The following is a 14,035-nucleotide window of genomic DNA, read 5'->3' as shown; positions in this document are numbered from 1 at the left end:
GTCACGTACGGGGCCCTTCTCGTCGTGCCGGCGGATGCTCCGAGGGGATCAGCCGCCGAACTCCTGCAGACCCTTCAGAGCCTGGTCCAGAAGCGCCTGGCGGCCCTCCAGCTCACGCTCCAGCTTGTCGGCCCTGGAGTTGTTGCCCTGGGCGCGGGCCTGCTCGATCTGGCCCCGCAGCTTGTCCACGGCCGCCTGGAGCTGTCCGGTCAGACCCTCGGCACGCGCGCGCGCCTCCGGGTTGGTCCGGCGCCACTCCGTCTCCTCGGCCTCCTGGATCGCCCGCTCCACGGCGTGCATCCGGCCCTCGACCTTCGGCCGGGCGTCCCGCGGGACGTGGCCGATGGCCTCCCAGCGCTCGTTGATCGAACGGAACGCGGCACGCGCCGTCCTGAGGTCCGTGACCGGGAGGATCTTCTCGGCCTCCTCGGCCAGCTCCTCCTTGAGCTTCAGGTTCTCCGTCTGCTCGGCGTCCCGCTCCGCGAAGATCGAGCTGCGGGCGGCGAAGAAGATGTCCTGGGCACCGCGGAAGCGGTTCCACAGGTCGTCCTCGTGCTCGCGCTGGGCGCGCCCGGCGGCCTTCCACTCCGTCATCAGCTCGCGGTAGCGCGCGGCCGTGGGACCCCAGTCCTGCGACGCGGACAGCGACTCGGCCTCGGCGACCAGCCGCTCCTTGGTCTTGCGGGCCTCCTCGCGCTGCGCGTCCAGCGCCGCGAAGTGGGCCTTGCGACGCTTGGAGAACGCCGAGCGGGCGTGCGAGAAGCGGTGCCACAGCTCGTCGTCGGACTTGCGGTCGAGCCGCGGCAGGCCCTTCCAGGTGTCCACCAGGGCGCGCAGCCGCTCGCCGGCGGCCCGCCACTGGTCGGACTGCGCCAGCTGCTCCGCCTCGACGACCAGCTCCTCCTTGGCGTGCCGCGCCTCGTCTGACTGCTTCGCGCGCTGCTGCTTGCGCTCCTCGCGGCGGGCGTCGACCGTCTCGACCAGCTTGTCCAGGCGGACCTTGAGGGCGGCCAGGTCGCCGACCGCGTGGTGGGCGTCGACCTGCTCGCGGATGTGGTCGATCGCGGTCTGCGCGTCCTTCGCCGACAGGTCGGTGGTCTTCACTCGCTTCTCGAGGAGGCCGATCTCGACAACCAGGCCCTCGTACTTGCGCTCGAAATAGGCCAGCGCCTCCTCGGGAGTGCCGGCCTGCCAAGAACCGACGACCTGCTCGCCGTCGGCCGTACGCACGTACACGGTCCCCGTCTCGTCGACGCGGCCCCACGGGTCGCTGCTCACAGCGCCTCCTCCACATGATGCCTGCGAGGGGCTTCGGCGCCCCCGGGCATCGTCCACAGTTTCGTCACGGCCAACATAGGCGACCGGCGGGTTGCCTGTCCGCATCCCGCGCGACCGAAATTTCGCACCTCGGGGTCCTGATGCGGTCCCGATGAGGCGCTGGTGGGATCAGGATTTCGTGACCGTCGCCTTGTTGATCACGACCGTCGCGTTCGGGGCTCCGTCACCCTGGCCCGTGCTCTCGCCCGCCGCGGCGATCTTCTTCAGCACCTTCATGCCCGATTCGGAAACGGTGCCGAACGGTGTGTAGCTGGCCGGCAGCTGACTGTCCTGGTAGACGAGGAAGAACTGGCTGCCGCCAGTGTGCTTCTGGCCGGTGTTCGCCATGGCGACCGTGCCCGCCGGATAGACGCCGCCCTTGAGGGTTTTGTCCTTCAGGTTCTCGTCCGGAATCGTGTAGCCGGGGCCGCCGCTGCCGCTGCCCGTGGGGTCGCCGCACTGGAGCACATAGATGCCGTTGGTGGTGAGGCGGTGGCACTTCGTGTGGTCGAAGTAGCCCTTTCCGGCCAGGAAGTCGAAGGAGTTCACGGTGTGCGGGGCCGCCGACGTCTTGAGCGCGATGTCTATGTCACCGCACGTCGTGGCGAGCTTCATCGTGTACTTCGCCGACTTGTCGATGGTGACCGCCGGCTCCTTCTTCCAGCTGAGCTTCTTCACGGAGCCTTCGGCGGCCTTCTCGCACGGGTCCGGCGCCTTGCTGGTCGCCGACGCGCTCGGCGTCGTCTCCGAGCTGGCGTTGGCCTTGTCGTCGTCCTTGAGCACCCCGGTCGTGTAGATCGCCACGCTGCCGATCACGACCACGCCGAGCACCGACGCGATCACCGAGTTGCGCATGCGCGCCTTGCGCCGCGACTCCGTGCGCCGCTGCTGCTGCCGCAAGAACTTCTCCCGCGCGAGCTGCCGCTTCCGCTGTTCCTGGGTGACCACGGGGTTTTCTCCTCATGCGTCTCGTACGCCGACCGATACGCGTGCGACTGGTGAGCCGACCGCTTGCGTGTGCCCCGTACCGTATATGGGTTCGCTGAGGATTCGGCAGCGCCGGTAGGCTCTGACAGGCAGCTGTGTCCATTCGTTGACATCGGCTGCGGCCGCCCGTATCGACACAACGAAGGACGATCGTGCTCATTGCCGGGTTCCCCGCCGGGGCCTGGGGGACGAACTGTTATCTCGTCGCCCCCGCCGCCGGTGAGGAGTGCGTGATCATCGACCCGGGCCATCAGGCCACCGAAGGCGTCGAGGAAGCACTGAAGAAGCATCGGCTCAAGCCCGTCGCCGTCGTCCTCACCCATGGCCACATCGACCACGTGGCCTCGGTCGTCCCGGTGTGCGGCGCGCACGACGTGCCCGCGTGGATCCACCCCGAGGACCGCTTCATGATGGCGGACCCGGAGAAGGCGCTCGGCCGCTCCATCGGCATGCCGCTGATGGGCGAGCTGACCGTGGGGGAGCCGGACGACGTCAGGGAGCTGACCGACGGCGCGCGCCTGGCGCTCGCGGGTCTGGAGTTCTCCGTCGCGCACGCGCCCGGCCATACCAAGGGGTCGGTGACCTTCCGGATGCCCGAGACGACCGAGATCCCCTCGGTCTTCTTCTCCGGGGATCTGCTCTTCGCCGGCTCCATCGGACGCACCGACCTGCCCGGCGGTGACATGGCCGAGATGCTCGACTCGCTGGCCCGCGTGTGCCTGCCGCTCGACGACTCGACCGTGGTCCTGTCCGGCCACGGCCCCCAGACGACCATCGGCCAGGAGCGCGCCACCAACCCGTACTTGCGGCAGGTGGCCTCCGGCCCGGGAGCGGATGTCGACGCTCCCCGACGAGGAATGTGACGAGACCTTCCGTGAGCACCTTCAAGGCCCCCAAGGGCACGTACGACCTCATCCCGCCGGACAGCGCCAAGTTCCTGGCGGTCCGCGAGGCGATCGCCGCGCCGCTGCGCAATTCCGGTTACGGCTACATCGAGACCCCCGGCTTCGAGAGCGTGGAGCTCTTCGCGCGCGGTGTCGGCGAGTCCACCGACATCGTGACCAAGGAGATGTACGCCTTCGAGACCAAGGGCGGCGACAAGCTCGCTCTGCGCCCCGAGGGCACGGCGTCCGTGCTGCGCGCGGCGCTCGAGGCCAACCTGCACAAGCTCGGCAACCTCCCGGTCAAGCTCTGGTACTCGGGCTCCTACTACCGCTACGAGCGCCCGCAGAAGGGCCGTTACCGCCACTTCTCCCAGGTCGGCGCCGAGGCGATCGGCGCGGAGGACCCGGCGCTCGACGCCGAGCTGATCATCCTGGCCGACCAGGCGTACCGCTCCCTTGGCCTGAGCAACTTCCGCATCCTGCTCAACAGCCTCGGCGACAAGGAGTGCCGTCCGGTCTACCGGGCCGCCCTCCAGGACTTCCTGCGCGGCCTCGACCTCGACGAGGACACCCTGCGCCGAGCCGACATCAACCCGCTGCGCGTCCTCGACGACAAGCGAGAGTCGGTCCAGAAGCAGCTGGGCGACGCCCCGCTCCTGCGCGACTACCTCTGCGACGCCTGCAAGGCGTACCACGAGGAGGTCCGCGAGCTGATCACGGCGGCGGGCGTCGCCTTCGAGGACGACCCGAAGCTGGTCCGCGGCCTGGACTACTACACCCGTACGACCTTCGAGTTCGTGCACGACGGTCTGGGCTCCCAGTCCGCGGTGGGCGGCGGCGGCCGCTACGACGGCCTGTCGGAGATGATCGGCGGCCCCGCGCTGCCGTCCGTCGGCTGGGCCCTAGGCGTCGACCGGACGGTCCTGGCGCTGGAGGCGGAGGGCGTCGAGCTCGAACTCCCCTCCACCACCAGCGTGTTCGCGGTCCCGCTCGGCGAGGAGGCCCGGCGGATCCTGTTCGCCAAGGTCACCGAGCTGCGCAAGCTCGGCATCGCGGCGGACTTCTCCTACGGCGCCAAGGGCCTCAAGGGCGCCATGAAGAACGCCAACCGCAGCGGCGCCCGCTACACGGTGGTCGCCGGCGAACGCGACCTCGCCGAGGGCGTCGTCCAGCTCAAGGACATGGAGTCCGGCGAGCAGACGGCGGTCGGCGTGAACGAGATCGTGGCGGAGCTGGAGGCACGGCTCGGCTGAGCGCTCCGCCGGATGGGGCGTGTCGGGTCGTTGTTTGGCTGCGGCGCCGTCGTGGCTGGTCGCGCAGTTCCCCGCGCCCCTAGGGGGTGTGCCGTACCGCAGTTGACTTCGCCCAGTCCGCTTGGAAATGGGAAAGGGCGCCCGATCGGGGCGCCCTTTTCATGTGTCCAGCAACCCGAACCGCATCGCGCTCGTCACCGCCGCCGTCCGGTCGGTCACGCCCAACTTGCCGAAGATCCGCAGGAGATGGGTCTTCACCGTCGACTCCCCGATGAACAGCCGTCGGCCGATCTCGGCGTTCGTGCAGCCCTCTGCGACCAGGCGCAGTACCGCCGTCTCGCGCTCCGACAGGCGGGGGCGTTCCGGTTTGGTGCGGAGCTGGTCGACCAGGCGGGCCGCGACCGAGGGGGCGAGGACCGTCTCGCCGCGGGCGGCTGCCCGTACCGCTTCGGCGAGTTCGCCGCGGGGGAGGTCCTTCAGGAGGTAGCCCGCCGCACCCGCTTCGACGGCGCGCAGGATGTCCCGGTCCGTCTCGTACGTCGTCAGGACGATCACCCGGCACGGCAGTCCGGCCTCGTTCATCCGGACGATCGAGTCCACGCCACCGCCGCCCGGCATACGCAGGTCCATCAGCACGATGTCGGGGCGGAGTTCGGCGGCGAGGGCCTCCGCCTGCGGGCCGCTCGCCGCGTCGGCGACCACCTCCAGGTCCGGTTCGGCGCTGAGCATCGCCCGCAGCCCCTCCCGTACGACGGGATGGTCGTCGGCCAGGATGATCCGGATCACGTGGAACTCCTCGAAGGGGACACCGGCAGGCTGACCGTCACCGTCGTGCCGTCGCCCGGCGCGCTGCGGATCCGTGCCGTGCCGCCGACCTCGCCGGCCCGGGCGCGCAGCCCGGCGAGACCGTAGCCCTCGCACGGGGTACCCGGGTCGAAGCCACAGCCGTCGTCCCGTACGGACAGGGTGAGCGTGTCGTCGGCGTACGCCAGCTCGACGCCCACCGACACCGAACTCCCCGCGTGTTTACGGGCGTTGGCCAGCGCCTCCTGGCAGGAGCGCAGGGCCACCACCTCGGGGCCCGCGGGCAGCGGACGTACCGGACCGGTCACGTCCAGGGTCGCCCTGTGGCGGGCGGCGAGGCGGTGCAGGGCGTCGGGGAGGGACGCGCCGTCGAGGTCGGCGGGGGAGCCGCCGGCGACCAGGGCCCGGGCCTCGGCGAGGTTCTGCCGGGCCGTCTCGTCCATCAGGGCGAGGTGGCGGCGGGCCTGCGGCAGGTCGTGGTCGAGCTCGGCCTCCACCGCCTGGGTCAGCATCAGCAGGCTGGTGAAGCCCTGCGCGAGGGTGTCGTGGATCTCCCGGGCCATGCGCTCGCGTTCGGTCAACGCGCCGTGCGCGGCGGAGAGTCGGGAGATCTCATGGCGGCTGGCGTCCAGCTCGGCGATCAACTCGGCCCGCTCCATGCTCTGTTCGATGATGCGGATGATCCACCTGCCGATCACCACGGCGAAGACCAGAGTGACCGCGGAGAACAGGAAGTTGGCGATCAGCGACTCGGCGTCGGGCCGCCACAGCAGCGCCCAGCCCGCGACCGGCGCCAGGTTGATGACGGTGACGACCACCAGGGACCAGCGCATGCGCAGGGTCATGAAGCACTGGGGGATGAGCGCGAACGCCATCAGCCGCGTCTCGCCGACCAGCACGGCCGACGGCAGGAACAGTGCGATCGCGCCCGCGAGATAGCGCAGCGCCCGCCGCTGTTCCGGCGGATCCTCCTGGAGCAGCGGGCGGCCCACCACCACGTACCAGGGCACCAGCGGGACCAGCAGCAGGGTCGCGGCGACCCGGACCGGTGAGCCCGGGTGCGCCGCGTTGAGCACGAAGGCGAGGGTGGCCGCCCAGGCGACCGCGAAGTACGCGTCCCAGAGCCGGATCGTCCGGTCCCAGGCGTGCACGTCACGCGCGACGGCCCGGTCGTTCATCCGGTGCGCCGGTCCTTCCAGCGGAACGTCAGCAGACACAGCACCAATCCTCCGACGCACCAGGCCCCGAGCACCAGTGCGATCCGCCCGAACTCCCAGCTCCCCGCCTGCTCCAGCACCCGCGCGGAGTCGGGCAGGAACACGCCCCGCAGCCCCTGGCACAGCCACTTCAGCGGGAACAGCGCGCCGATGTTCAGCATCCAGTCCGGGATCGTGTCGATCGAGATGTAGACCCCGGAGATGAACTGGAGCACCAGGAAGGGGAGTACGACGACCGAGCTGGCGCTCTTGGCCGACTTGGGCACCGAGCTGATCGCGATGCCGAGCAGTGAGCACCCGGTCAGCCCGAGCACGAAGATCCACGCGAAGTCGAACCAGCGGGACGCGTCCGTCGGCAGGTCGACGCCGTAGAAACCGGTCCCGACGAGCAGCAGGATCGCCGTCTCCACGATCCCGGTGAACAGAACCAGCCAGATCTTGCCCAGGAAGTACGCGGCCGGCGGCATCGGTGTGCCGCGCAGCCGGCGCAGCACCTTCTCGTCGCGCTCCACGGCGATCGAGATGCCCAGCGACTGGAAGCTCGTCGACATGATGCCGGAGGCCATCATCGCGGGGACGTACAGCTGCGAGGCGGTGACGCCGCTGCCGTGCACGTCGTCGTGGAAGATCGACGCGAACAGGAACAGGAAGACGACCGGGAAGGAGAAGGTGAAGACCACCTGGTCCTTCTGCCGGAAGAACTGTTTGATCTCCAGCGCGCCCCGGCGCAGGCCGATCGTCCATGCCCCCGGGAGCCGTCCGGCGGGTGCCGCGGTCCGGGTCGGTACGGCGGTCGTGGTCATCGCGCGTCCTCCTGTCCGGTCAGCCGGAGGTACACGTCCTCCAGGGTGGGGCGGGTCACCAGGAGTCCCGGGATCTCGCCGTCGAAGCGGCGCATGAGCTCGGCGACCGTCCTGGTCGGGGTGTCCGTGTGCTCCTCGCGCGGGCTGCCGTCGGCCTCGGTCCACCGGACGGTTGCCCCGGTGCCGTACCGCTCCCGCAGCGCGCCCGGTTCGCCCTCCGCGACGATCCGCCCCTTGGCGACGACCGCGAGCCGGTTCGCGAGCGCCTCGGCCTCCTCCAGGTAGTGCGTGGTCAGCACGATGGTCGTGCCCTCGTCGGAGAGCAGCCGGATCAGGTCCCAGAACTGCCGCCGGGCCGCCGGGTCGAAGCCGGTCGTGGGCTCGTCCAGGAGCAGCAGCTCGGGGTCGCCGATCACCCCCAGGGCCACGTCGAGGCGGCGCCGCTGGCCGCCCGACAGGGCCTTGATACGGCTGCCCGCCTTCGCCTCCAGACCCACCAGGCCGATGACCTCCTCCGGGTCGCGCGGCCTCGGGTAGTAGCGGGCGAAATGCCGGACGGTCTCGTTCACCGTCAACTCGGCGGGCGCCGATTCGTCCTGCCAGACGATTCCGACACGGGACCTCCACGCGCGCGTGCCGGTTGCCGGGTCGGAGCCGAGCACCGACACCTCGCCGCCGTCCCGGTCGCGGTTGCCCTGGAGGATCTCCACCGTGGTGCTCTTGCCCGCGCCATTGGGTCCGAGCAGGCCGAACACCTCGCCCCTGCGGATGCCGAGATCGATGCCGTCCACCGCGGTCACGTCCCCGTACTGCTTGCGCAGCCCCCGTACGTCCACCGCGAGTTCGTTCGCGTGTGCTGTCATGCGAGAAGCCTCGTCCGGAACCGAACGCTCGGGGACGACCGTGCGTACTTCCTTATGTCCACCGAACGGTGGACAGCGGCTCTTGTACGGCACAATGGCCCCTGCCCGAAGAAGGTCCAACTCTCCAGCAGACGGAATCGGCGTGATGAGCAAGACGACAGTCAAGGACGTCTCCACCGAGCCCGAGCCCTCCGAGGAGCGCGCGCCCGACGGGCCCCGGACGGTGGGCGGCAGCCGAGCGTTCTCGCTGCTGCTGATCATCACCGGCGCGGCCGGTCTGCTCGCCGCGTGGGTCATCACGGCCGACAAGTTCAAGCTCCTCGAGGCGAAGGTCGCGGGCAAGAGCTACACGCCCGGCTGCAGCCTCAACCCGGTCGTCTCCTGCGGCAGCGTCATGGAGTCCAAGCAGGCCGCCGCCTTCGGCTTCCCCAACCCGATGCTCGGCCTGGTCTGCTACGGCATCGTCATCTGCGTCGGCGTGAGCCTGCTGACCCGCGCCAGCTTCCCGCGCTGGTACTGGCTCACCTTCAACTTCGGCACCCTCTTCGGCGTCGCCTTCTGCACCTGGCTCCAGTTCCAGTCCCTGTACCGGATCAACGCGCTGTGCCTGTGGTGCTCGCTGGCCTGGGTCGCGACGATCACCATGTTCTGGTACGTCACCTCGTTCAACATCCGCAACGACCTCCTGCCGGCCCCGCGCTGGCTGAAGAGCTTCTTCGGCGAGTTCACCTGGGTCGTGCCCGTGCTGCACATCGGCATCATCGGCATGCTGGTGCTCACGCGCTGGTGGGACTTCTGGACCAGCTGACAGCGCCGACCGCGTTGTCAGTGCGGTGATTTAGGGTTTGAGCGTGGAGCCCGACCTGTTCACCGCCGCCGCAGAAGAACGCCAGGAGAAGGACCCGACCGGGAGCCCCCTGGCGGTGCGGATGCGCCCGCGCACCCTCGACGAGGTGGTGGGCCAGCAGCACCTGCTCAAGCCCGGCTCGCCCCTGCGCCGCCTGGTCGGCGAGGGCGCGGGCGGCCCGGCGGGACCGTCCTCGGTGATCCTCTGGGGCCCGCCCGGCACCGGCAAGACGACCCTCGCCTACGTCGTCTCCAAGGCCACCAACAAGCGCTTCGTCGAACTGTCGGCGATCACCGCGGGCGTCAAGGAGGTCCGCGCGGTCATCGACGGCGCCCGCCGCGCCACCGGGGGATACGGCAAGGAGACCGTCCTCTTCCTCGACGAGATCCACCGCTTCAGCAAGGCCCAGCAGGACTCCCTGCTCCCCGCGGTCGAGAACCGCTGGGTGACTCTCATCGCGGCGACCACCGAGAACCCGTACTTCTCGGTGATCTCCCCGCTCCTTTCCCGCTCCCTGCTCCTCACCCTCGAACCCCTCACCGACGACGACGTCCGCGGCCTGCTCCGGCGGGCGCTGAGCGACGAGCGCGGCCTCAAGGACGCCGTCGCCCTCCCCGAGGACACCGAGGACCACCTCCTGCGCATCGCCGGCGGGGACGCCCGCCGTGCGCTGACCGCCCTGGAGGCCGCCGCCGGGGCCGCCCTCGACAAGGGTGAGACGGAGATCTCCCTCACCACCCTGGAGGAGGTCGTCGACCGCGCGGCGGTGAAGTACGACCGCGACGGCGACCAGCACTACGACGTCGCCAGCGCCCTCATCAAGTCCATCCGCGGCTCCGACGTCGACGCCGCCCTGCACTACCTGGCCCGCATGATCGAGGCCGGCGAGGACCCCCGCTTCATCGCCCGCCGCCTGATGATCTCGGCGAGCGAGGACATCGGCCTGGCCGACCCGAACGCCCTGCCCATCGCGGTCGCCGCCGCCCAGGCCGTCGCCATGATCGGCTTCCCCGAGGCAGCCCTCACCCTCAGCCACGCCACCATCGCCCTCGCCCTGGCCCCGAAGTCGAACGCCGCGACCATGGCGATCGGCGCCGCCCTGGAGGACGTACGCAAGGGACTGGCGGGATCGGTGCCCCCGCATCTGCGGGACGGCCACTACAAGGGCGCCGCCAAGCTCGGGCACGCGCAGGGGTACGTGTATCCGCACGACCTGCCCGAGGGGATCGCCGAGCAGCAGTACGCGCCGGACGTCATCAAGGACCGCGAGTACTACACGCCGACCAGGCACGGCGCCGAGGCCCGGTACGCGGACGCCGTCGAGTGGACCAGGAAGCACCTCGGTCGGAAACGGTCCTGAGCACCCTGTAGAATCCCTCGGAGTGCCGAGTCCCGCGCAGTCAGAGCGGGACACCCGGCCGGAACCCCCAGCGGGTTCCAGGAGCGTCGCGCACCTTCGAAGGTGTCGCTGGCAGCCCACCACCATCCGTCGCAGGACGGGACCGGTCGGTGGGCCACTCGCGTGCTGCACGTACGTGCCCAGACCAGGGGAGCGGCTGCCCGCCCCGTCCATGTGGACGAGGAGGGTTTCCCCGGCTGCGGATGCGACCTCCCTCAACCCTGACGAGCCGATAGCAGAAGGAAGAAAGAAACAGTGGCGAATCAGTCCCGCCCCAAGGTCAAGAAGTCGCGTGCCCTCGGCATCGCGCTGACCCCGAAGGCCGTCAAGTACTTCGAGGCCCGCCCCTACCCGCCGGGTGAGCACGGCCGTGGCCGCAAGCAGAACTCGGACTACAAGGTCCGTCTGCTGGAGAAGCAGCGTCTGCGCGCGCAGTACGACATCTCCGAGCGCCAGCTGGTCCGCGCCTACGAGCGTGCCTCCAAGGTGCAGGGCAAGACCGGTGAGGCCCTGATCGTGGAGCTCGAGCGCCGTCTCGACGCCCTGGTCCTGCGTTCGGGCATCGCCCGCACGATCTACCAGGCCCGTCAGATGGTCGTGCACGGCCACATCGAGGTCAACGGCCAGAAGGTCGACAAGCCGTCGTTCCGCGTCCGTCCCGACGACGTCGTGATGGTCCGCGAGCGCAGCCGCCAGAAGCCGCTGTTCGAGATCGCCCGCGAGGGTGGCTTCGCGGCCGACGGTGAGACCCCCGCTACCTGCAGGTGAACCTCAAGGCCCTGGCGTTCCGCCTGGACCGCGAGCCGAACCGCAAGGAAGTTCCGGTCATCTGCGACGAGCAGCTCGTCGTCGAGTACTACGCCCGCTGATCTTCCTCAGCAGGCGGTAGCACCACCTCAGCCCGCCGTCTCCCCGCCCTTTCGGGCGCGGGAGGCGGCGGGTTCGTGCATCTCCACCGCCTCGTGCGACTCCATTGCCGCCGTGGCCGTCGCGTGGCGCGCAGGCCCGCGCGGCGCCGGCATCGCGTCCAGCGGCCGCTCCAGCGCCCGCGACACCGCCGCCTCCCGCACCAGCCGGGCCCCTTCCCGTACGCACTCCTCGTACCGCTCGTCGCCCAGCCGCTCCCGGGCCGTCGCCTCGCACAGCTCGTGCGGGCCGTTGTAGTACGCCGAGCCGAACAGCGGCAGGCCCACCGACGGCCACATCCGCCCCGCCGCGCCCTGGAGCACCGCGGCCTCCGCCGCATCGCCCTCCACCACGGTGACCAGGGCCAGCAGCTCCACCGCCAGCACCGAGCCCAGCAGGTCGTGGAAGGAGTGCGCGTTGCCCAGGCACTCGGTCAGCAGCGCACGGGCGCGGGCCGGATCGCCCTCGGCCCAGGCCGCGTACGCCAGGACGTACAGCGCGTACGAGCGGGTCCACCGTTCGCCGTGGTCCTCGCAGACCCGGCGCACGTCCTCGCACATCCGCACCGCGCCCGGCAGATCGTCCTGGAAGGCACGGGTCATCGCCAGCTCGACCTGGCCCATCAGCACATTGCTGTTGAGCTCGCCGATCTCCTGATAGCGGTCGAGGGCCGAACGCAGCAGCGCCTCCGCGCGCGGCATGTCGTCCGTGACCAGGGCCAGACAGCCGGTGCGGTGCTCGGCGTACGCCACCGCCGTGGGGTCGGTGGAGCGCTCCGCCTCCTCGCGGCACTCCTGGAGCGCGGCCAGCGCGGGCACGGTGTCGCCCTGGAGGATCGCCACGTAACCGAGCACCCACAGGGCCTTCAGCCGGGACTGCTCGTGGCCCGAGTCCAGCTGCACGACCTGCTCCAGCCAGTGCCGCCCCTCCGACAGCCGCCCGCAGCCCGCCCAGTAGAACCACAGCGAGCCCGCGAGGTACTGGCCCAGATGGGCCTCGCCCGGCTCGGTCAGACAGTGTTCGAGGGCGCTGCGCAGGTTCGGCAGCTCCGCCTCCGCCCGGGCGGCCACCTCCGCCTGGCGCGGCGAGAACCAGTCCAGCTCGCACCAGGTCGCCAGGCCCAGGTACCAGTCCCGGTGCCGGCGCCGCAGCCGGGCCGCGTCCCCCGTCGCCGACAGCCACTCGGCGCCGTACTCCCGCACGGTGTCGAGCATGCGGTAGCGGGAGCCCGCCGGTGTCTCCTCGCGGGCGACCACCGACTGCGCGAGCAGTTCGCCGAGCACGTCGAGGACGTCGTCGGCGTCCAGACCCTGCCCGCTGCACACGTACTCCACGGCCTCCAGCTCGAACGGCCCGGCGAACACCGAAAGACGCGACCACAGCAACCGCTCCCGGGGCGTGCACAGTTCATGGCTCCAGCCGATCGCCGTACGCAGCGTCTGATGGCGGGGGAGCACGTCCCGGCCACCGCCGGTCAGCAGCCGGAACCGGTCGTCCAGCCGCTCCAGCAACTGCCCCGGCGACAGCGCCCGCAGCCGCCCCGCCGCCAGCTCGACAGCAAGGGGAATCCCGTCGAGGCGCCGGCACAGCTCCCGTACCTCCGGACCCTCCACCGGCACCGGCCCGTGCTGCGCCGCCCGCTCCCGCAGCAGCTCGACCGCCTCCACCTCGCCCAGTGGCGCCAGCCGGACCACCCGCTCACCCGCCAGCGCCAGCGGCCGGCGCCCCACCGCGAGCACCCGGAGTCCCGGCACCTCGCGCAGCAGCTCGGCCACCAGACCCGCGCACTCGTCCACCAGATGCTCGAACCCGTCCAGCACCAGCAGGAGTTGGCGCTCGGCGAGATGCGCGAGCAGCGTCTCGCGCGGCAGCCGGGTCGTGTGATCGGTCAGACCCAGGGCTTCCACGACGGCGTAGTCGACGAACTCCGCGTCGCGCACCGGCGCCAGCTCCACCCGCCACACCCCGTCGAGCGGTGCGCACCGCGCGGCCGCCCGGGCCGCCAGCCGTGACTTGCCGACGCCGCCCGGCCCGGTCACGGTCACCAGCCGTGCGGCGTCGAGCGCCCGGGCCAGCCCGGCGAGTTCGGCCGTACGTCCGACGAAGGCGTTGAGCTCCAGGGGCAGATTGCCGTCCGTGGAGCCGCCGCTGCGCTGATGATCCCGCATGGAATACGGAGCGTACTGAACCGTGTTCAGTCCGTACAATCGCTTCGCGCAACTCGGCCCGCGCGGGGAGGGTAATCCGGTACGGAGCGCCGTCCGTGGCGCGATAGGCTCGGCACCGTTATCTACAGGTGTTCACGAGAGCAGGTGCCAGGTGTCCGGTGGAGAGGTGGCCGGGATCCTGGTGGCCGTCTTCTGGGCGATCCTGGTCTCGTTCCTCGCCGTGGCCCTCGCGAGGGTGGCCCAGACGCTCAAGGCGACCACCAAACTGGTCGCGGACGTGACCGACCAGGCCGTGCCGCTGCTGGCCGACGCCTCCGCGGCGGTGCGCTCCGCGCAGACCCAGATCGACAAGGTCGACGCGATCGCGACCGACGTCCAGGAGGTCACGTCGAACGCGTCGGCCCTCTCGACGACCGTCGCCTCCACCTTCGGCGGCCCCCTGGTCAAGGTCGCGGCCTTCGGCTACGGCGTCCGCCGGGCCCTCGGCGCCCGCCGGGAGGACGTGCCCGCCAAGGAGTCCCGGCGTACCGTGATCGTGGGCCGGACGGTCCCGGCGTCGCGGCGGGGCAAGCGGAAGAAGGACTGAG

Annotated in this window: 12 protein-coding genes and 1 pseudogene; 6 read left to right on the top strand and 7 right to left on the bottom strand. The window is 70.6% G+C overall.

Translation table 11 applies throughout. The features are described from left to right. Positions 1-48 precede the first annotated feature (48 nt). Both ACQEWB_RS08260 and ACQEWB_RS08255 read right to left on the bottom strand, forming a co-directional pair. Positions 49-1,278: a DUF349 domain-containing protein gene (locus ACQEWB_RS08260; RefSeq protein ID WP_432828594.1), complete on the bottom strand. Its 1,230-nt coding sequence runs from the start codon at positions 1,276-1,278 to the stop codon at positions 49-51. 168 nt (positions 1,279-1,446) lie between these two features. Next, positions 1,447-2,265 carry a peptidylprolyl isomerase gene (locus ACQEWB_RS08255; RefSeq protein WP_432828592.1) on the bottom strand — a complete coding sequence of 273 codons (819 nt, stop codon included), beginning with the start codon at positions 2,263-2,265 and terminating at the stop codon, positions 1,447-1,449. A gap of 191 nt (positions 2,266-2,456) precedes the next feature. Here ACQEWB_RS08255 and ACQEWB_RS08250 point away from each other — a divergent pair, with 191 nt between their 5' ends. Next, the gene (locus ACQEWB_RS08250; protein ID WP_432828590.1) at positions 2,457-3,167 is read left to right on the top strand and encodes an MBL fold metallo-hydrolase; all 711 of its coding nucleotides are present in this window, start codon (positions 2,457-2,459) and stop codon (positions 3,165-3,167) included. An 11-nt stretch (positions 3,168-3,178) separates the two neighbouring features. Continuing rightward, the gene (gene hisS, locus ACQEWB_RS08245) at positions 3,179-4,441 is read left to right on the top strand and encodes a histidine--tRNA ligase (protein WP_432828588.1); all 1,263 of its coding nucleotides are present in this window, start codon (positions 3,179-3,181) and stop codon (positions 4,439-4,441) included. A 159-nt stretch (positions 4,442-4,600) separates the two neighbouring features. On the opposite strand, the gene ACQEWB_RS08240 is transcribed toward hisS, so the two are convergent. The 4 genes from ACQEWB_RS08240 to ACQEWB_RS08225 are packed head-to-tail and all read right to left on the bottom strand — an operon-like array spanning position 4,601 to position 8,128. Continuing rightward, entirely contained in the window at positions 4,601-5,227 is a 627-nt protein-coding gene (locus ACQEWB_RS08240) for a response regulator (protein WP_432828586.1), read from the bottom strand. Then, positions 5,224-6,423, bottom strand: a complete 1,200-nt coding sequence (locus ACQEWB_RS08235; RefSeq protein ID WP_432828584.1) for a sensor histidine kinase — start codon at positions 6,421-6,423, stop codon at positions 5,224-5,226. Before ACQEWB_RS08235 ends, ACQEWB_RS08240 begins: the two co-directional genes overlap by 4 nt. Next, positions 6,420-7,265 carry an ABC transporter permease gene (locus ACQEWB_RS08230; RefSeq protein ID WP_432828582.1) on the bottom strand — a complete coding sequence of 282 codons (846 nt, stop codon included), beginning with the start codon at positions 7,263-7,265 and terminating at the stop codon, positions 6,420-6,422. The genes ACQEWB_RS08235 and ACQEWB_RS08230 overlap by 4 nt, the downstream gene beginning before the upstream one ends. Next, positions 7,262-8,128, bottom strand: a complete 867-nt coding sequence (locus ACQEWB_RS08225; RefSeq protein WP_432828580.1) for an ABC transporter ATP-binding protein — start codon at positions 8,126-8,128, stop codon at positions 7,262-7,264. The genes ACQEWB_RS08230 and ACQEWB_RS08225 overlap by 4 nt, the downstream gene beginning before the upstream one ends. A gap of 145 nt (positions 8,129-8,273) precedes the next feature. Here ACQEWB_RS08225 and ACQEWB_RS08220 point away from each other — a divergent pair, with 145 nt between their 5' ends. The 3 genes and pseudogenes from ACQEWB_RS08220 to rpsD all read left to right on the top strand — a co-directional run bounded on the left by ACQEWB_RS08220 (position 8,274) and on the right by rpsD (position 11,243). Continuing rightward, positions 8,274-8,936, top strand: coding sequence for a vitamin K epoxide reductase family protein (locus tag ACQEWB_RS08220; protein WP_432828578.1), 663 nt, complete (start codon positions 8,274-8,276; stop codon positions 8,934-8,936). A 43-nt stretch (positions 8,937-8,979) separates the two neighbouring features. Continuing rightward, positions 8,980-10,335: a replication-associated recombination protein A gene (locus ACQEWB_RS08215; protein ID WP_432828576.1), complete on the top strand. Its 1,356-nt coding sequence runs from the start codon at positions 8,980-8,982 to the stop codon at positions 10,333-10,335. Between the two features lie 294 nt (positions 10,336-10,629). Next, positions 10,630-11,243 (top strand): annotated as a pseudogene (rpsD, locus tag ACQEWB_RS08210) (30S ribosomal protein S4). 27 nt (positions 11,244-11,270) lie between these two features. Here the strand turns inward: rpsD and ACQEWB_RS08205 are convergent. Then, positions 11,271-13,448 carry an ATP-binding protein gene (locus tag ACQEWB_RS08205; protein WP_432828574.1) on the bottom strand — a complete coding sequence of 726 codons (2,178 nt, stop codon included), beginning with the start codon at positions 13,446-13,448 and terminating at the stop codon, positions 11,271-11,273. A gap of 151 nt (positions 13,449-13,599) precedes the next feature. Here ACQEWB_RS08205 and ACQEWB_RS08200 point away from each other — a divergent pair, with 151 nt between their 5' ends. Then, complete coding sequence (locus tag ACQEWB_RS08200) at positions 13,600-14,034, top strand: DUF948 domain-containing protein (RefSeq protein WP_432828572.1); 435 nt, start codon at positions 13,600-13,602, stop codon at positions 14,032-14,034. The last annotated feature ends 1 nt before the right edge of the window (position 14,035 follow it).

Source organism: Streptomyces sp. CA-249302, assembly GCF_050936785.1.
Taxonomy (GTDB): Bacteria; Actinomycetota; Actinomycetes; order Streptomycetales; family Streptomycetaceae; genus Streptomyces.
The sequence above is the reverse complement of the archived record's forward strand: the minus strand, read 5'-3'. Positions and strand labels throughout refer to the sequence as shown.